The sequence below is a fragment of the Cellulomonas sp. genome, assembly GCF_965229465.1.
Lineage (GTDB): Bacteria > Actinomycetota > Actinomycetes > Actinomycetales > Cellulomonadaceae > Cellulomonas.
Map to the genome: position 1 here is coordinate 281,397 of NZ_OZ245882.1, position 18,055 is coordinate 299,451.

At 75.0% G+C, this 18,055-nt stretch carries 17 protein-coding genes; 8 read left to right on the forward strand and 9 right to left on the reverse strand.

What is annotated here, in order from left to right:
• Positions 1-33: 33 nt before the first annotated feature.
• Genes ACO06A_RS01295 through ACO06A_RS01305 form a run of 3 tightly spaced genes read left to right on the forward strand, consistent with a single transcriptional unit; the run spans position 34 to position 3,499 of the window.
• Positions 34-996, forward strand: coding sequence for an AAA family ATPase (locus ACO06A_RS01295; protein WP_421736115.1), 963 nt, complete (start codon positions 34-36; stop codon positions 994-996).
• Position 997: 1 nt separating this feature from the next.
• Positions 998-2,290 (forward strand): DUF58 domain-containing protein, encoded by a 1,293-nt coding sequence (locus ACO06A_RS01300; protein ID WP_421734360.1) that lies wholly within the window; start codon positions 998-1,000, stop codon positions 2,288-2,290.
• 33 nt (positions 2,291-2,323) lie between these two features.
• Entirely contained in the window at positions 2,324-3,499 is a 1,176-nt protein-coding gene (locus ACO06A_RS01305; protein ID WP_421734361.1) for a winged helix DNA-binding domain-containing protein, read from the forward strand.
• 30 nt (positions 3,500-3,529) lie between these two features.
• Here ACO06A_RS01305 and ACO06A_RS01310 read toward each other — a convergent pair whose 3' ends face one another.
• Entirely contained in the window at positions 3,530-4,519 is a 990-nt protein-coding gene (locus ACO06A_RS01310) for a stage II sporulation protein M (RefSeq protein WP_421734362.1), read from the reverse strand.
• Positions 4,520-4,569: 50 nt separating this feature from the next.
• Here ACO06A_RS01310 and ACO06A_RS01315 point away from each other — a divergent pair, with 50 nt between their 5' ends.
• Positions 4,570-5,385, forward strand: a complete 816-nt coding sequence (locus tag ACO06A_RS01315; RefSeq protein WP_421734363.1) for an RDD family protein — start codon at positions 4,570-4,572, stop codon at positions 5,383-5,385.
• On the opposite strand, the gene ahcY is transcribed toward ACO06A_RS01315, so the two are convergent.
• From ahcY to ACO06A_RS01340, 5 genes are all read right to left on the reverse strand, one after another.
• The gene (gene ahcY / locus ACO06A_RS01320; RefSeq protein WP_421734364.1) at positions 5,379-6,887 is read right to left on the reverse strand and encodes an adenosylhomocysteinase; all 1,509 of its coding nucleotides are present in this window, start codon (positions 6,885-6,887) and stop codon (positions 5,379-5,381) included. The two genes, ACO06A_RS01315 and ahcY, sit on opposite strands and share 7 nt — an antisense overlap.
• A gap of 157 nt (positions 6,888-7,044) precedes the next feature.
• A complete protein-coding gene (locus ACO06A_RS01325) occupies positions 7,045-7,242 on the reverse strand; it encodes a Trm112 family protein (protein WP_421734365.1) in 198 nt (65 codons plus the stop codon).
• Positions 7,242-8,705 (reverse strand): phosphomannomutase/phosphoglucomutase, encoded by a 1,464-nt coding sequence (locus ACO06A_RS01330; protein ID WP_421734366.1) that lies wholly within the window; start codon positions 8,703-8,705, stop codon positions 7,242-7,244. The genes ACO06A_RS01325 and ACO06A_RS01330 overlap by 1 nt, the downstream gene beginning before the upstream one ends.
• A gap of 50 nt (positions 8,706-8,755) precedes the next feature.
• The gene (locus tag ACO06A_RS01335; protein WP_421734367.1) at positions 8,756-9,031 is read right to left on the reverse strand and encodes a hypothetical protein; all 276 of its coding nucleotides are present in this window, start codon (positions 9,029-9,031) and stop codon (positions 8,756-8,758) included.
• A 1-nt stretch (position 9,032) separates the two neighbouring features.
• On the reverse strand, positions 9,033-9,404 hold the full coding sequence (locus tag ACO06A_RS01340; RefSeq protein WP_421734368.1) for a DUF3499 domain-containing protein: 372 nt from the start codon (positions 9,402-9,404) through the stop codon (positions 9,033-9,035).
• Between the two features lie 75 nt (positions 9,405-9,479).
• On the opposite strand from ACO06A_RS01340, the gene ACO06A_RS01345 reads away from it, so the two are divergent.
• Together ACO06A_RS01345 and ACO06A_RS01350 are read left to right on the forward strand one after the other, a co-directional pair.
• Entirely contained in the window at positions 9,480-9,977 is a 498-nt protein-coding gene (locus ACO06A_RS01345; protein WP_421734369.1) for a metallopeptidase family protein, read from the forward strand.
• 12 nt (positions 9,978-9,989) lie between these two features.
• Entirely contained in the window at positions 9,990-10,865 is an 876-nt protein-coding gene (locus ACO06A_RS01350) for a glycosyltransferase family 2 protein (RefSeq protein ID WP_421734370.1), read from the forward strand.
• A 1-nt stretch (position 10,866) separates the two neighbouring features.
• Here the strand turns inward: ACO06A_RS01350 and ACO06A_RS01355 are convergent, their stop codons facing one another.
• The 3 genes from ACO06A_RS01355 to ACO06A_RS01365 all read right to left on the reverse strand — a co-directional run bounded on the left by ACO06A_RS01355 (position 10,867) and on the right by ACO06A_RS01365 (position 16,423).
• Complete coding sequence (locus ACO06A_RS01355) at positions 10,867-12,525, reverse strand: DUF5719 family protein (protein WP_421734371.1); 1,659 nt, start codon at positions 12,523-12,525, stop codon at positions 10,867-10,869.
• Positions 12,522-16,028 carry a glycosyltransferase gene (locus ACO06A_RS01360; protein WP_421734372.1) on the reverse strand — a complete coding sequence of 1,169 codons (3,507 nt, stop codon included), beginning with the start codon at positions 16,026-16,028 and terminating at the stop codon, positions 12,522-12,524. Before ACO06A_RS01360 ends, ACO06A_RS01355 begins: the two co-directional genes overlap by 4 nt.
• A 65-nt stretch (positions 16,029-16,093) precedes the next feature.
• The gene (locus tag ACO06A_RS01365) at positions 16,094-16,423 is read right to left on the reverse strand and encodes a WhiB family transcriptional regulator (RefSeq protein ID WP_281362148.1); all 330 of its coding nucleotides are present in this window, start codon (positions 16,421-16,423) and stop codon (positions 16,094-16,096) included.
• Between the two features lie 267 nt (positions 16,424-16,690).
• Here ACO06A_RS01365 and ACO06A_RS01370 point away from each other — a divergent pair, with 267 nt between their 5' ends.
• Together ACO06A_RS01370 and ACO06A_RS01375 are read left to right on the forward strand one after the other, a co-directional pair.
• Positions 16,691-17,329, forward strand: coding sequence for a class I SAM-dependent methyltransferase (locus tag ACO06A_RS01370; protein ID WP_421734373.1), 639 nt, complete (start codon positions 16,691-16,693; stop codon positions 17,327-17,329).
• Positions 17,326-18,048: a TIGR03089 family protein gene (locus tag ACO06A_RS01375; protein ID WP_421734374.1), complete on the forward strand. Its 723-nt coding sequence runs from the start codon at positions 17,326-17,328 to the stop codon at positions 18,046-18,048. Before ACO06A_RS01370 ends, ACO06A_RS01375 begins: the two co-directional genes overlap by 4 nt.
• The last annotated feature ends 7 nt before the right edge of the window (positions 18,049-18,055 follow it).

An 18,055-nucleotide genomic window follows, 5' to 3' on the forward strand; every position in this document is an offset into this window, starting at 1 on the left:
CCCCCTTGGGGAACGACCGCACCCACCGCCCAGCTGCACCACCCGTCCGAGGAGCTGCGAGCCGCCCTCGGTACCGTGCGCGCCGAGGTGGCCAAGGCGGTCGTCGGGCAGGACGCGGCCGTCAGCGGCCTCGTCATCGCGCTGCTCTGCCGCGGTCACGTGCTGCTCGAGGGCGTGCCGGGCGTCGCCAAGACGCTCCTCGTGCGCGCGCTCTCGGCCGCGCTCGACCTGCAGACCAAGCGCGTGCAGTTCACCCCCGACCTGATGCCGGGCGACGTGACCGGTTCGCTGGTCTACGACGCCCGGACCGCGCAGTTCTCGTTCCGCGAGGGCCCCGTGTTCACCAACCTGCTGCTGGCCGACGAGATCAACCGGACGCCCCCCAAGACGCAGGCGTCCCTGCTGGAGGCCATGGAGGAGCGTCAGGTGTCGATCGACGGCACCCCGCGCCCCCTGCCCGACCCGTTCCTGGTGATCGCGACGCAGAACCCGGTCGAGTACGAGGGCACGTACACGCTCCCCGAGGCCCAGCTCGACCGGTTCCTGCTCAAGCTCGTGCTCCCGCTGCCGGAGCGCGACGAGGAGATCGAGGTGCTCAAGCGGCACGCCGCCGGCTTCGACCCGCGCGACCTCGCCGGGGCCGGTCTGCGGCCCGTGGCGACGGCGGAGATGCTCGCTCGAGCCCGTGCCGAGGTGGCGCGCGTCCAGGTGGCCCCCGAGGTGCTCGGCTACGCGGTCGACGTGTGCCGCGCGACCCGCCGGTCGCCGTCCCTCTCGCTCGGCGTCTCCCCCCGTGGCGCGACCGCGCTGCTGGCGACGTCGCGCGCGTGGGCGTGGCTGTCCGGTCGGGGCTACGTGACGCCCGACGACGTCAAGGCGCTCGCCCACCCGACGCTGCGACACCGGGTGCAGCTGCGTCCCGAGGCCGAGCTCGAGGGCGTCAGCACGGAGAGCGTGCTGGACACCGTGCTCGCGTCCGTGGCCGTCCCCCGCTGACGTGGCGGTCACCTGGCGCGCGGTCGTCCTGGCCGCGCTCGGGCTCCCGGTGGTGCTCCTCGTGCCCGCCACCGGGACCGTGCTGCTGTGGGCGCTGCTCGTCGCGGTCGCCTGTGCGGTGGACGTCGCGCTGGCCGCGTCGCCCCGGCAGGTCGCGGTCCGGCGGGACGTGCCGGCGTCGGTCCGCCTGACGGAGCAGTCGTCTTCCACGCTGACCCTCTCCCACCTGGGCCGACGCCGGTTGCGCGGCATCGTGCGCGACGCGTGGCCGCCGTCGACGGGCGCCGAGGCGAACCGGCACCGGCTGGACGTGGCGCCGGGCGAGGGCGCGCGGGCGCGCACCGTCCTGGTGCCCACCCGCCGCGGCGACGCCCACGCCGACCGCGTCACGATCCGCACGCTCGGCCCGCTCCGGCTGGCGGGCAGGCAGGCCTCGCTGACGGTCCCCGGACGGCTCCGGGTGTTGCCGGAGTTTGCGTCGCGCCGGCACCTGCCCAGCAGGCTCGCGCGCCTGCGCGAGCTCGACGGGCGGGCGGCCGTCCAGGTGCGTGGACCGGGTACGGAGTTCGACTCCCTGCGCGAGTACGTGATCGGCGACGACGTGCGCTCGATCGACTGGCGCGCAACGGCCCGCCGCTCGGACGTCGTCGTCCGGACGTGGCGCCCGGAGCGCGACCGTCGCGTGCTCATCGTGCTCGACACGGGACGCACGTCCGCGGTCCGCGTGCTCGACGCCCCACGGCTCGACGCGTCCATCGAGGCGGCCCTGCTGCTCGCCGCCCTGGCGACCAAGGCGGGCGACCGCGTCGAGCTCCTCGTCTTCGACCGCAAGGTCCGCGGCCGGGTGGCCAGTGCGACCGGCGCCCGGGTGATGGCCCAGTTCGCCGACACGCTGGCACTGGCCCAGCCGGCGCTGGTCGAGACCGACTGGCCCGGGGTCGTGGCCCAGGTGCGGCAGCGGCTGAGCCAGCGCGCCCTCGTGGTGCTCCTGACCGCCCTCGACCCGGCGGCGGTCGAGCAGGGCCTGCTCGGCGTGGCCGGCCAGCTGACCGAGCGGCACCAGGTGGTCCTCGCGTCGGTCTCGGACCCCGAGGTCGACACCCTGCGCGCCTCGCGCGACAGCGCCGCGGAGGTGTTCGACGCGGCGGCCGCCGAGCGCGTCGGCCTGGAGCGCGCCGCTGTGGTGGTGCGGCTGCGGCAGCGCGGGGCCGAGGTGGTCGATGCCCTCCCCGACGACCTGGCACCCAGGCTGGCGGACACCTATCTCGCCTTGAAGGCGGCAGGTCGGCTCTGAGCACGGTGGGTGGCTGCCGGTAGGTTCCGGTGTGTGCCTGACCTGCTCACCCGCGCGCAGCTGAACCGTGCGCTGCTCGCGCGCCAGCACCTGCTGGAGCGCCACCGCGGACCCGCCGTCGAGGTGGTCGACCGCCTGGTCGGCCTCCAGGCACAGAACGCCTGGTCGCCGTACGTCGGCCTGTGGAGCCGGGTCGAGGGGTTCCGCACCGACCAGCTCGCCGACGCGTTCTGGGACCGTTCCGTCACCCGGATCGCGGTCATGCGCAGCACGATCCATCTCGTCACGGCGGCGGACGCGCTGCTGCTGCCGGGCCTGATCGCCCCCCTGCACGCCAAGGACCTCAGGGTCAACGCGCAGCACGGCGCCGCGCTGCGCACGCTCGACGTCGCCGAGGTCATGGCCGCCGCCCGTGAGCTCGTCGAGGCGGAGCCCCGCGTGACCACCGCCCTGGGCCGGCTCCTCGCGGAGCGCTGGCCGGACGTCGCCCCGAGCTCGCTGGCCTACGCCGCGCGCGGGACGCTTCCCCTGGTCCAGGTGCCACCCCGGGGCGTGTGGGGACGCTCGGGGGCGACCACCTGGACCACCGCCTGGGCATGGCTGGGCCCGGAGCTGACCGCCGCCGCACCCGACCTCACCGACCCGCAGGTCCTCGCCGCCGAGCAGGAGCGGTTCGTCCTGCGCTACCTCGCCGCGTTCGGGCCGGCCTCGGTCGCGGACCTGCAGAACTGGTCCGGGCTCACCGGGATGCGGGCCGTGGTGGACCGCCTCGACCTCGTCCGGTACCGCGCCGAGCCGTCGCCGGGGGCGGTCCGCGAGCGCGAGGTGCTCGACCTGCCGGGAGCCACGCTGCCGGACCCGGACGTGCACGCGCCCGTGCGATTCCTCGCGGACTACGACAACGCGCTGCTCGGCCACGCCGACCGGACCAGGATCATCTCCGCCGAGCACCGCCCGTACCTGGCGAGCCCGAACGGTGTCGTCCCGGCCACGTTCCTGCTCGACGGACGGGTGGCGGGGACGTGGGACGTACCGCGCGACCGGAAGAGCGGCACCGTCACGCTGACGGTGCGACCGTTCGCACGCCCGACGGCCGCCCAGCGCGACGAGCTGCACGCCGAGGCGGCGGGCCTGGTCGCCGTGATGGCCGCCGAGGCGGACGAGCGCCGGGTCGTCGTCGTCGACCCGGACCACGCAGACCCCGGCTAGGTCGACACGGACCAGGTCGACCCGGGCGGGTCAGCCCACGGTGACGGGCACGTAGCCCGCGCGGTCGGCCTCGAGGTCACCGGTGTGCCCAGCCCGCACGGCGCGCCTGCCGAGCACGAGCGTGTACACCCAGAAGGCGGTCAGCACGAGCACGCCGATGCCGACCTTCACGGCCCACGGCAGGCCTGAGCCGGTGACGAACCCCTCGACCAGCCCCGAGACCGCGAGCACACCCACCAGCCCCAGCGCCACCGTGAACAGCGCGCGGGCCTCCTGCGCCAGCGCCCGTCCGCGCGTGCGGGGTCCCGGGTCGATCCAGGTCCAGAAGACCCGCAGCCCCGCGGCGCCCGCCACGAAGACGGCCGTGAGCTCGAGCAGCCCGTGCGGCGCGATGAGCTGGAGGAACACGTCGAGCTCCCCGTACGAGGCCATCATGCCGCCGGTCGCACCGACGTTGACCGCGTTGGTGACCTGGAAGTACACCGGCCCGATGCCGGTGATCCCGGTGGCGATGCAGACGGCGGTCAGCCACGCGTTGTTCGTCCACACCATCGCCGCGAACCCGGCACCCGGCGAGTAGTACTCCGCGAACGACTCGTCGACGTACTGCTGACGCTCGCTCGGCGTACCCATCGACGCCAGCGCGTCGGGTTGCGTGGCGACCCACACGCCCGCCGTGATCGCCAGGACGAGGAACGCGGCGGTGACGCCGACCGTCCACCACCGGATCCGGTAGAGCGCCGCGGGCAGGTGGACCACCACGAAGGTGGTGACGTCGCGCCAGCTGGGCTCGTGCGTCCCGGCCACCGCAGCACGCGCGCGGCCCAGGAGCATCGAGAGTCGCGTCACCATCTCGGGGTCGGGCGCGGCTGACCGGACGGAGGACAGGTCCGTGGCGACGGCCTGGTACAGACGCACCAGCTCGTCGGCCTCGGCGCCCGTGCGGCGTCGCTGGCGCACCAGCGCGTCGAGCCGCGACCAGTCGGCCGAGCGTGCCCGCTCGAAGGCGTCGAGATCCATGGCGCACAGCCTGCCATCCCGCGGGCGCACCAGCGGCTAACCTGCGCACCATGGACGGGATCATCACGGGCGAGGGTGTCGTCCTCGACGCACGGCCCGCCTCCGCGGCCACCCGACTGCTGGCGGCGCTCCTGGACCTTCTGGTCCTCGGCGTCGGCCTGGTCATCCTCCTCATCGCGCTCGGCGCCCTGGTCCCCGAGACCTCGGAGCAGCTGGGCCGGATCGCCGGCATCGTCTTCCTGGCGACGATCACGGTCGTCGTCCCCACCACCGTCGAGACGCTGACCCGCGGCCGCTCGCTCGGCAAGCTGGCCCTGGGCATCCGCATCGTGCGCGACGACGGCGGTCCGACGGTGTTCCGCCATGCGTTCGTGCGCGCGCTCGTCGGACTCGTCGAGCTGTGGCTGACGCTCGGCACCGTCGCGCTGATCACCTCGATCGTGCACCCGCAGGGCAAGCGCGTCGGCGACATCCTGGCCGGTACCTACGCCGTGCGCGTGCGCGGCGCCGCCAAGGTGCGGGTGCCGGTGCTCATGCCGCCGCACCTCGCCGGCTGGGCGCACGCCGCCGACCTCGCGCGGCTGCCCGACGGCCTGGCGCTCTCGGTCCGGCAGTTCCTCGGCCGCACCGCGTCGCTGCACCCCGCGTCGCGCGTCCAGCTGGGCTCGCAGCTGACCGCGGAGGTGCAGCGCTACGTCAACCCGCTGCCCCCGCTCGGCACGCACCCGGAGGCCTTCCTGGCGGCCGTGCTGGCGGAGCGCCGGGACCGCGAGCTCACCGCCCGGCTGCGCGCCGACCAGCGGGACGCCGTGGAGTCGTCACAGCTGCACCGACTCCCCCACGGCGTCCCCGACCCCGCTCAGTAGCGGTAGTGGTCCGGCTTGTACGGGCCGGACGCGTCGATCCCCAGGTACTCGGCCTGCTCCTTGCTGAGCTCGGTGAGCCGCACCCCGAGGGCGTCCAGGTGCAGCCGCGCCACCTTCTCGTCCAGCACCTTCGGCAGCCGGTAGACCTCGCGCGCGTAGTCGTCGGGCTTGGTGAACAGCTCGATCTGGCCGATCACCTGGTTGGAGAACGAGTTGCTCATCACGAACGACGGGTGCCCGGTCGCGTTGCCGAGGTTGAGCAGGCGCCCCTCGGACAGGACGATGATCGAGCGTTCTGGTCGGTCGTCGTCGCCTGTGCCCGCAGGGAACGTCCACTCGTGCACCTGCGGCTTGATCTCCGTGCGCGTGATCCCCGGCACGGCGGCCAGCCCGGCCATGTCGATCTCGTTGTCGAAGTGGCCGATGTTGCCGACGACGGCCTTGTTCTTCATCCGGGCCATCTGCGCCGCGGAGACCACGTCCTTGTTGCCGGTGGTGGTGATGACGAAGTCGGCCTGGTCGATGACGTCGTCCAGGCGCGTCACCTGGTAGCCGTCCATCGCCGCCTGGAGGGCGCAGATCGGGTCCACCTCGGAGACGATCACGCGCGCACCCTGCCCGCGGAACGCCTCGGCGGCCCCCTTGCCCACGTCGCCGTAGCCCGCGACGAAGGCGACCTTGCCGCCCATCAGCACGTCGGTGGCCCGGTTGATCCCGTCGGGCAGCGAGTGCCGGATGCCGTACTTGTTGTCGAACTTGGACTTGGTGACCGAGTCGTTCACGTTGATGGCCGGGAACAGCAGCTGCCCGGCCTCCGCCAGCTGGTAGAGGCGGTGCACGCCCGTCGTCGTCTCCTCGGTGACGCCGATGATGTCCGCGGCGATCGTCGTCCACCGCTGCGGGTCGGTCGCGAGCGAGCGGCGCAGCGTGCCCAGGACGACGGTCAGCTCCTCGGAGTACCCCGGCTCCCCCGGGCGCGGGTCCGACGGCACCGCACCGGCGGCCTCGTACTCGACGCCCTTGTGCACCAGCAGCGTGGCGTCGCCGCCGTCGTCGAGGATCATGTTCGGCCCGGTGCCGCCCGGCCACACGAGGATCTGCTCGGTGCACTCCCAGTACTCCTCCAGCGACTCGCCCTTCCAGGCGAACACCGGCACGCCGGCGGGCGCGTCGACCGAGCCGTGCGGGCCGACGGCGACAGCGGCGGCGGCCTCGTCCTGCGTGGAGAAGATGTTGCACGACGCCCAGCGGACCTCCGCGCCCAGCGCGACCAGCGTCTCGATGAGCACAGCGGTCTGCACCGTCATGTGCAGGGACCCGGCCACCCGCGCACCGGCGAGCGGTTGCGTGGGTCCGAACTCCGCGCGCAGGGCCATGAGGCCGGGCATCTCGTGCTCGGCGAGGCGGATCTGGTGGCGGCCGGCCTCGGCGAGGGACAGGTCGCGGACCTTGTACCTGCCGGGAAGCTCGTCGAACGACGTGGGCACTGTGGACGCAGACATCTCGCTCCTGAGGGTGTGCGGGTGCGGCGGGCGGGCGCGACTCAGCAGGGCTTGCGCCCTGGTCGTTCGCGCCGGCGCGACCCCTCTCGGTCTGCGGGCATCACCCACGCCGTCCGGGACATGCTAGCCCGGGGTGAGCGGCGTCACACGGGGTAGGTCATCCGCGGGGGACGGGCACGCCCTCGTCGACCAGCAGCACGGGGATCCCGTCGCGCACGGGGTAGGCGACCGGGTTCACCGGGTCCGTCGAGACCAGCGTCGGCTCGCCGTCCGGCCCGACACCGTCCACGAGGGTCGCCCCGGTGGCGGGGCAGCGCAGGAGCTCGCGCGCCCAGGGCTCCAGGACGCGGCCCATCAGGACTGACCGTCCTGGCGGACCAGGGCGAGCACGTCGTCGCGCACCTTCTCCATGATGTCCTCGTCGGCGGCCTCGACGTTCAGGCGCAGCAGGGGCTCGGTGTTGGACGCGCGCAGGTTGAACCACCACTGCGGCTGGCCGTCCCAGTGCGAGACCGTCAGGCCGTCCATCTCGTCGACCTGCACCGGCCCGGCGCCCTGCTGCGTCACGTACGCCTCGATCACGCGCTCCCGCGCGGCGGCCACGTCGGCCACCCGGGAGTTGATCTCCCCGCTGGCCGAGTACGGCTGGAACTGCTCGGACAGGGCCGACAGGGCGTGCGGCTGACCACCGAGCGCGGCGAGCACGTGCATCGCCGCGAGCATGCCGGTGTCCGCGAAGAAGAAGTCGCGGAAGTAGTAGTGCGCGCTGTGCTCGCCACCGAACACCGCGTCGTGCTCAGCCATCTGTGCCTTGATGAACGAGTGGCCCACGCGGGTACGCACGGTCGTCGCACCGGCCGCGCGCAGCAGGTCCGGCACCACCTGCGACGTGATGAGGTTGTGGATCACCGTCGGCGTGCGGCCGGCGGCGCGCTCGCGCTCCACCTCGCGCAGACCGACGAGCGCCGTGATCGCCGACGGGCTGACCGGGTCGCCGTGCTCGTCGATGACGAAGCAGCGGTCCGCGTCACCGTCGAACGCCAGACCGAGGTCGGCGTCGTGCTCGACGACTGCCGCCTGGAGGTCCCGCAGGTTCTCCGGCTCGAGCGGGTTGGCCTCGTGGTTGGGGAACGTGCCGTCCAGCTCGAAGTACAGCGGCACGATGTCCAGCGGAAGCTCGGGCAGGCCCGCGCCGGTGCCGAGGACGGCCGGTGCGGTGAAGCCCCCCATGCCGTTGCCGGCGTCGACGACGACCTTGAGCGGCCGGATGCCGGACAGGTCCACCAGCGACCGCAGGAACGAGGCGTACTCGGTCAGCATGTCGCGGTCCTCGACGGAGCCGCGCTGCGCGGGCTCGACCTCGGGGACCGACGCGGCGAGGTAGTCGCCGGCCAGCTCGCGCACGGTGGTGAGCCCGCTGTCCTGACCCACGGGGCGCGCACCGGCGCGGCAGAGCTTGATGCCGTTGTACTGCGCGGGGTTGTGGCTCGCCGTGAACATCGCGCCGGGGATGCCGAGCGCACCGGAGGCGAAGTAGAGGCCGTCGGTCGAGGCCAGCCCGATCCGGATCACGTCGACGCCGCGGGCGGCCAGCCCGTCCGCGAACGCCGCCACGAGCTCCGGTCCCGAGGGGCGCATGTCGTTGGCGATGACCACGCGGGGGCGGTCGGTCGCCTCGGGGAGCACCACGACGTCGGCGAACGCCGCACCGATCGCGCGGGCGACGGTCGGGTTCAGCTCGTCGGGGACGACACCCCGGACGTCGTAGGCCTTGATGAGGGCAGTCAGATCGACACGGTCGGCTGCAGGGGAGGTCACGCGGTCATCGTACCCGCGGCGCTCGGGAGCCCTCGTCGCACGACGTCCTGTCAGGCGTCGCCGCCGACGACCTCGTCCCGGTCCAGCGGGACACCGGTCCCGTCGAGGGGGAACCAGTTGCGCTGCTCGCACGCCGGGCAGGACACGAAGACCACCTGGCGGCCGTCCGTGAGGGCCATCCTGATCCGTGTCAGGTCGGTCTCTCCGCACCGCAGGCACGCGCCCGTGCCGGGCACGCCCGGTCCCGTGGGCTGGCTGATCGACCCCAGCGGCTCGCCCGCACGCTCGGCGCGGGCACGGGCGGCCTCCCCCTTGCGGCGGGCCACGTCAGCCCTCGCCGCGCAGCACGCGGAGGTGACCTCGGCGCGGTGCCTCGTTCAGGACGGCACCGACGGCCTCGGGCAGCGCGACCGGCTCGGGCTCGGGCCGCCTGCCCGCCTCCCGCACCGCGTCGGCCAGCGCCAGCAGGTCGTCCCGGCTGGGCGGCGCCGGGGTGAACTCGGGAGTGAGCCGGACGACCTCCCAGCCGCGCGGCGCCGTCAGGCGCTCCGCGTGCTCGATGCACAGGTCGTACGAGTGCGGCTCGGCGTGCTGCGCCAGGGGACCCAGCACCGCGGTCGAGTCGGCGTACACATAGGTCAGCGTGGCCACGGCCGCACGGCCGCAGGCCGTGCGGGAACACCGCCTCACGGATCTCACGCGCTGACGGTACCCCCGGCCGCTCACCGGCCGTGCCCCCCACGCCGTCGGCCGCGCGCGATCTACAGTGCTGAGGTGAGCTCCGCACCCCCACCGCCCGCCCGCCGAGCCCCCGGCGTCGGCCGGCGCACGCTCGCGCTCCCCACCACCACCGTGGTTCCGGTGCGACGCCGCGACCGCCGCGGGCGCGGGCCACGAGGACCCCTGCTGCCGAGCAGCATGCCCGCCTACCGCACGCGCGCCGAGCGGTTCGACGACCTCGTCCTGGACGCCGTCGAGCGCATCGAGCGCCTCTGGGCGCGCCAGCTGGTGGGCACGGAGTTCGCCGTCGAGGACGTGCCGCCGTCCAACCCCGCCCCGTGGGAGCACGGCGGGGTGCCGCTCGGCCGGTACTTCCCGTCCGACGCCGGACTCCCGGCACGCATCGTCGTCTACCGCCGCCCGGTCGAGTCCCGCGCCACCGACCCGCTCGACCTGGCGGACCTGGTGCGCGACGTGGTCGTCGAGCAGGTGGCGCACCTGCTGGGCCGCTCTCCGGACGACGTGGACCCGCACTACGGCGACGCCCACTAGCCTGTCCGGACGATGAGCACCGCCGTCCCGCCCCCGTCCGCACCAGCCCCCGATGTCCGCGTCGTCTGCGTCGTCTACCACCCCGGCGACGAGCTCGTGGCGTTCGCGCGGACCCTCGCCACCGCCTCCGCCACGCCGGCGGAGCTGGTGATCGTCGACAACGGCTCCGACCCCACCGTGGCGCGAGCGGTGGCAGACGAGTTCGGCGCGCGGCTGGTCGCCAGCGGATCCAACCTCGGCTACGGGGGCGCCGCCAACCTGGGCGCGTCAGGGGCCGAGGCACCGTGGATCGTCGTCGCGAACTCCGACATCGAGTGGCAGCCGGGGTCGCTGGACGCGCTCGTCGCGGCCGGTCGGGCTGCACCCACCGCCGGATCGGTCGGACCGGCCCTGCTGAACACGGACGGCACCGTGTACCCGTCGGCGCGGGAGCTGCCGTCGCTCACCCAGGGCGCCGGGCATGCTCTGTTCGTCAAGGTCTGGCCGGGCAACCCGTGGACGCGCCGGTACCAGGCCCACCAGCAGAACGCGGGGGGCCAGCGGCCGGCGGGCTGGCTGTCGGGCGCGTGCCTGCTGCTGCGGCGCGAGGCGTTCGAGGCGGTGGGCGGGTTCGACGACGGCTACTTCATGTTCTTCGAGGACGTCGACCTCGGCGAGCGTCTGGGACGTGCCGGGTGGACCAACCTCTACGTGCCGCAGGTGCAGGTGACGCACGTCGGGGGGACGTCGTGGCGTGCCCGGCCGGCGCCCATGATCTCCGCGCACCACGCCAGCGCCGCCCGGTACGTGCACCGCCGTTACCCGCACTGGTACCAGTGGCCGGTGCGCCAGGCGGCCGTGCTCGGGCTGCGCCTGCGAGAGCGCTCGGAGCTGCGCGCCGCGGGCTGAGTCAGCGGGTGCCGAGCCGCGGGTCCTCGCGGACCGCGACGTCCGCCGTGAGGCGCGGTACCGGTACCGGGTCGAGCACGGAGAACAGCATCCCGTCGGGCTGGTCGACGGCCGCGACCAGCGCCCACACGAGCGCGACCGACGAGCCCTCGTCGGTGACGAGGTCCACGCCCACCACCTCCGCGAGGGTCGCCGGCGGAACCGGGCCGACGGCGGGGTCCGGCGCGACGATCCCACCGGTGCCGCTGGCCAGGTCGTCGACCGACCAGGCTCCGGTCGTCCCCGCGTCAAGCCGCAGCGGCCGCTCAGCCAGGACGACCCCGTCCGCCCCGAGCAGCCTGACCGATCCCGTGGCCACCCCGTCGGCGCTCGGGTCCGCGTCGCCCGACACGGCACCGACCACGAGCGTCCCGAGGGCTCCGGCCGGCACCGCGACGACGCCGCTGCGCCCGACGGCGGTCGAGGCCGCCCAGGCACGCTCGACGCTCGGCACGTCGTCCAGCTCACCGACGGAGCCCGGCCGTGTCACCACGGCGGAGGCCAGGACGGGCTCTCCCGCGTCCACGACCGCCGTGTAGGCCCCGGCGGGCAGCCCGCCCAGGGGGACGTCGGTCACCTCGCCGGCCACCAGCACCACCTCGTCCGCTCCCGGCAGCTCCGTGACCCCGCCAGGGCCCAGCAGCGTGACGCGGGCGGTCGTGCCGACGCTGCCCGGCACCAGGAGCCGGAGCGCGGCGGCCGTCACGTCCCCGACCGCCGAGGCCGACACCGACACGCCGGGGACCACCTGGCGCCGTGCGGGCGCGGCACCGGGGACGACCAGGTCGGTGCCGGCGGGCGTGAACCCGTCGATCGCGGAGTCCTGCACGTGCACCCCGACCCGTCCTCCGGTCGCCGCCACGTGCACCGCCAGGCGGCGCTGCTCGGCGGCGATCCCGCCGAGGACGACCACGCGTGACGCGCCCGGCGCGACCAGGTACCGCTCGCCCGTGAGGTCGACCGGGCCGGACGGGCCCCAGAGCTCGAGGGTGATCTCGGCCGGCGTCGACCCGGCGTTGTCCAGCACCAGCTGAGCTGTGCTCGACAGGTCGGTGGCCCCGCCGAGCAGCCACGCGTCGGCCGTCGGCTGCTGGCACGAGGCGGCGGAGAGCCCGCGCAGGTCGCCCGCGGTGACCAGGCCGGCGCTCGCCGCGGCGACGCGGGCCGGCGCGGCACCCGGCTCGGCGCGGACCACGAGCGGGCCGGCGACGCCGGGCACGACCGCCGAGTCCCCGCCCGCGTCGAGCGTGGTCGTGGTGGCCGACCGGTCGAGCGGTCCGACGACTCCTGCGGAGCTCCCGTCGTCCTCCGGCACCGAGGTCACGGCCGTGACCGTGGTCACCGGGTCCACCGGGGTCGGGTCGAACGCGGAGTCCCCGCGACCGGTGTCGTCGGGCTGGATCAGGGGGCCGGCGCAGACGAGCGTCGACACCGAGGGCGGCACGGAGATCTGGGCCGGCGGGACGGTGGCGCCCGCGGTGCCGTCGGGCAGGCGCGCGCCGGCGACGATCGCGGCCGTCAGCCCGAGCACCGCGAGGCCGGACGCCGCGCGAGCCGTCCGCCCCAGCCAGACCTGCGTCCGCGTCGGACCGGTCGCGTCGATGACGTCTCCCCCGCTCATGCCCGCGCTCCCCGACGTCGGCGCACCGGGACGGCCAGGAGGACCGTCACCAGCGCGACCAGGCCCTGGAGCGCCAGCCACGGGGTGCGCCCCGGGTTGTCGTAGCGGACGACCAGCTCGCCACCGTCGGCCCCGACGGCGAACACCTGCCGCCACCCGTCGTCGACCGCCCGCAGCGACCGCCCGTCGAGCCACGCGTGCCAGCGCGGGTCGGCGCGCTCGGCGAGGACCAGGAGCCGGTCCGCGCCGCCCGCCGCGACCGTGGTGTCGATCGCGCGGTCCGCGGACGGCACGGCGACGGCGGCCACGGCGGGGTCCGTCACGTCCGACCCCGCCGGCAGCAGGCGCGCCCACGCCGGCAGGGTGGTCGGTGCGGCGGCGCCGGCCACGGTCGCGGTCGCCTGGACGCGCCACAGCGTGCCGGTCGCGTTCTGCGTCACCCGCTCGAGCCCGGCGGTCGAGTCGAGCCGGCTCACCAGCTCGTCGAGCTGCGCCGTGGCGACGTCGGGAGCGACCTCGCCGAGATCGGTGGGCAGCGGCGGGACCAGCACGTCCGCGATGCCCAGCGCGGCCAGCTCGCCCGCCACGTCGCCGGTCGCCGCCGTCGCCAGTCGTGCGACGAGCTCGTCCACCTCGCTGGTCGCGGCATCCGGGGCGACCACGACCGGCGTCAACAGGTCACCGCTCAGGGCGCGGGTCGACTCTGCGGCCGCCTGGTCCACCAGCTCGGGGCCGTCGCCGCGGACCAGCTGCCACGTGACGGTCGACCCGTCGGCGTCGCTGGTCGGCTCCAGGCTCACCGCGAGCACCCGGGACGACAGCTGGGAGGCCTGCGCCTGCTGGCCGACCGCCGGGATGATCGCGCGCTCGACGGCACGCAGGCCGACGGCGTCGCCGCTGCGCGCCTGCCACGTCCACGTGCCGAGCCACGCGACAGGAACTGCGACGGCGACCAGCGTGACGACCGCGACGAGCGGCTGCCGCCAGCCGAAGGTGTAGTGCACGAGCCGCTCCCGCAGCCGGTCGGCGCCGATCACCGCGGCCGCCAGCAACCCGGCACCGCCGAGCGAGAGCGCCGGCCCCGCCCAGCCGTGCACGACCACGCCGTCCGCCACCCCGACCGGGACGGCCACGACGACTGCGGCGGTGGCAGCACCGAGCGCCGCGACGACCCAGGCACCGCGGACGGCCCGGGCGACCGGGGCTCCGCGCAGGAGGGCGAGCACCGCCACCAGCAGGACGACGGACCCCGGCGCGAGGGGCCACGCGGCGGCGACCGCGTCCGGGAGCACACCGGGGACGAGCGTCGACGCGTCGGCGGGGACACCGAGCAGCCGGCTCACCGGGTCCGCCGCCGTGGACGCGCTCGGCAGTCCCGGGTCCGCGAGCAGCAGGCGCCAGCCCTCGAGGCCGCGCCGGCCCGCTTCGAGCAGCGTGGGGCCGAGCAGGGCGAGCGCGGGCAGGGCTACGAGCAGCACCCGGCCGCGGCGCCGCGGCGCGCACAGGGCGACCACGCACAGGGCCAGCAGGCCGGGGACGAGCAGCGCGGGCGATCCCGCGACGACGACGGCGAAGGCGATCGCCGCGCCCGCCGACGCCGAGATGGAGCCCGTGGGGTCCGGTGCACCGACGCGCACGGGTGCCGCGGGCGCGCCGGCCGGGCTCTCGTCGTCCACCGAGATCCGAGGGGTGGGGACCGTCGGCGTACCGCGCACCGGCGTCTCGAGGTTCGCTTCGTCGTCGTCGTCGGCGCGCCGCGCCGTGGCCACACCGGAGAGCACCTGGTCGACGCGCTGCACCCCCACCGCCCGGGCCAGCCCGAGGGCGACCCACGGCAGGGCGACGTGCGCGACGACCGCACCCAGGCGTCCGTCGCCGAGACCCAGCAGCAGCGCCGGGGCGCCGGCCCAGACGAGCGCGGCCCAGGCGCGGACGCCGACCGAGCGGGTCGCCGCCCCCGCGGCGGCCCACGCGCCGACGCCCGCGAGGACGACCGATCCGAGCAGCAGCAGGGCCACGGCGGACGACGTCGACCCTCCCGAGACAGCGGTGGGGACGGTCAGCGCCGTGAGCAGCGCGTCCGCCGGACCCGGTCCGCCGAGCCCGTCCGCGACCCAGCCGGAGGTGGCGGCCGACCAGAGGTCACCCAGCCGCGCAGCGGAGGGCAGCAGGGCGGTGCCGACGAGCCGCGCGCCGCCCACCACCGCGGCGACGAGCGGTCCGAGCCCGACACCCGACACGACGACGAGAAGGCCGGCGACCACGGCGAGCGTGGTGCGACGACGGGTGGCGACAGCGGCCAGCTCGCGCAGCTCGAGCTCGCTGGGCGCCTGCACCACCCGGCTGGCCTCGGCGCGCGCGAGGCGACGGTCCCGGGCCTGCGACCACACATCACGCCAACCGGCCTGGAGCGGGCGCAGCGTGCGCCGCGGCAGTCGCCGGCTGCGCGTGGCACCCAGCCGGGCACGGGTCACCCCGTCCGGGCGTCCGAGCGCCACGAGCACGGCACGCAGCTCGTCGACGGCCAGGCCGGGCTGCTTCGCGGCGAGCCGGACGAACGCGCGCACCACAGCGGCGGCCAGCGCGAGGACCACGACCACCGGCACGAGCGGCAGCGGTGCGGAGACGAGCCTGCTGTGCACCAGGGCGCGACGGCGGGCGGCGAACGAGCGGCGCGAGTCGGCCCGGTCGTCCTCGCCGTCGCCGTCCCGGTCCACGGGGACGCTCGCGGCGTCCACCGAGCGCAGCCCGAGGTAGCCGGCCTGGGCGTGACGGACCACCGCGGACGGCACGACCACCACGCGGTGGCCGGCCAGCCGGGCACGGCGCGACAGGTCGAACCCGTCGCCGAACGGACCCAGGATCGGGTCCGTCCCGCCGAGGTCGTCCCAGACGTCCCGCCGGACCAGAGCGCCGGCGATCCCCACCCCGAGCACGTCGTCGCGGCCGTCGTGCTGGCCCTGGTCGAGCTCGCCCGGCTCCACGTCGGTCATCCGCCGGCCCGAGCGGGACGAGCGCAGACCGACCTCGAGCAACCGCTCCGGGTCGGTCCACGTGCGCTGCTTGACCCCGGCGACGGCGACCGAGCGGGCGCGCCCGACCGCGCGGACCAGCTCGGACAGCGCCGTCGGGGCCGGCGCGCTGTCGTCGTGCAGGAACCAGAGCCAGGTGGTCGGGGGTTCGTCGTCGGCCTCGAGGCCGCGGCGGACGGCCTGCCCGAACGAGCGGGAGCCGGGCGCGCGCACGAGGCGCAGCGCGGGGGCCGAGGCGGTGACGGCCGCGAACGAGTCGCTCAGCAGCTGCTCCAGGGAGTCGTCGGCCGCCGGGGCGACGTCGACGAGCAGCACCCGGAGCGGGCGGCGGGACTGTGCGGCCAGGGCCGCGAGCGTGGTCGCGAGGTACGGCGTGCGGCCGCGGGTGACGACGACCGCGGACACCGGCGTCATCACCGGTGTCGGGGAGGTCGCGGTGGGCAGGTCCACCGGCAGGAGCGTGTCAGTCATGCTCGGGACATCATGCCGCCGCGGGGTACCAGGCCCGCGCGCGACACTCCCGCCCGGCGAGGACGTCAGACGACACGCCGCTTGAGCTTGCGCCGCTCCCGCTCGGACAACCCACCCCAGATGCCGAAACGCTCGTCGTTCTGGAGTGCGTACTCGAGGCATTCGGAGCGCACGTCGCACCCGGTGCACACCTTCTTGGCCTCACGCGTCGAGCCGCCCTTCTCGGGGAAGAACGCCTCGGGGTCGGTCTGGGCGCACAGTGCGCGCTCCTGCCACCCCATGGGGCCCTCGTCCTCGAGGGCACCGAAGATCGGCAGCACGTTGGACGCGTGCGTCTGCGCACTCGTCCGTGCTTCCGACGGGAAGATCTCGTCGTTGTCGAGCAGGTTCCACATGCGTGCCTCCGTGCGGTCCTCGTGCTGGTTCATCTGCTCGTTCAGGGGCTCGGCGTGCGACGCTCTCTCCAGGCGCCGCGAGTGGTGCGCGCTCATGAATCCGTTCTAAGGAATTACACGCGTGTCGTTCGCGTTGGTCAAGCGGAGCCGTGGTAGTTGTCCGGTTTTGTCGGGTGAACTTGGTGAAGACGTGTGCTCCGGGCGTGTCGGACGGCCCTCTCGTAGGGTGAGCCCACCATCCGGACCCCGGTGACGAGGACGTGAGACGTGGCAGCCGTACCTGAGGACGAGGGGCGCACCACCACCCCGCCGCCGACCGCGGGACCGGACTACGCCGAGCGCCTGGCCCGGCTCGAGAGCGCGCGATGGAAGCAGCTGCTGGACGTGCAGGCGCCGTACCGGCGGCACGTCCAGCGCCTCCGGCTCGGTCGCACGGTCGACGTGGGCTGCGGGATCGGCCGCAACCTCGAGTCGCTCGACCCCGGCTCGGTCGGGGTCGACCACAACCCGCACTCCGTCCAGGTCGCCCGCTCCCGCGGCCTCGACGCGTGGACCGACGAGCAGTTCTTCGCCGACCCGGTGCTGAGCGCGCCCGAGAGCTTCGACGGCCTCCTGGCGGCCCACCTGGTCGAGCACCTCCCCGCCGACCAGATCCTCGACGTCGTGCAGCCCTACGTCTCCGTGCTGGCCCCCGGCGGGCGGGCCGCCTTCATCACGCCGATGGAGCGGGGCTACGCCAGCGACGCCACCCACGTGCGCTTCAGCGACTTCCCGGTGCTGACCGAGCTGTGCGCGCAGCTGGGGCTGGAGGTCCGACGGACCTACTCGTTCCCGTTCCCGCGCTGGACGGGGCGGCTGTTCACCTACAACGAGTTCGTCGTGCTCGCGACCAAGCCGGCCGCATGACCCCGCCCGGCACGATCACCGACCTCCTCGCGGCGCTCGTGCGCGCCGGCGGCGCCCCGCGGCTCACCTGGTACGGACCGGACGGCGAGCGCGTGGAGCTGTCGGGCGCCGTCACGGTGAACTGGGTGAACAAGACGGCCAACCTCCTGGTCGAGGAGTTCGACGTCGGCCCGCAGACCGTGGTCGGGCTGGACCTGCCCGCGCACTGGCGGACCCTCGTCTGGGCGCTCGCCGCCTGGCGCGTCGGGGCGTGCGTCGAGGTGCGGCCGGCGCAGGCCGACGTCCTGGTGACCACCGACCCGCTCCCGCACGCGGGCCATGCCGCCCTGGTCGCCGTCGCTCTGCCCGCGCTCGCCCGCCGGTTCGCGGGCACCCTCCCCGGCGGGGCGGTCGACGCCGGGTCGGCCGTGATGACGTACGCGGACCAGCTGCTCTGGGCGCCGCCCACGGTCCCGACGGCTCCGGCCCTGGCGACGGCCGACGCGGTCATCGCGCACGCGGACCTCGTCCCCACCCTCCTCGCGACGGCCCCTCCCGCACCGCAGCGCGTGCTGATGTCCCACGACGACACCGGCGCCTTCCTGCGGACGGCCGTCGGCGTGCTGCTCACGGGCGGATCGGTCGTGCTGCTGGACCCGGGCGTCGCGACCGAGCTCGCCGCGGACGCTGCGCGACGCGACCGGCTGGTGGCGGCCGAGCAGGTCACCCTGGAGCTCTGACCCGCCG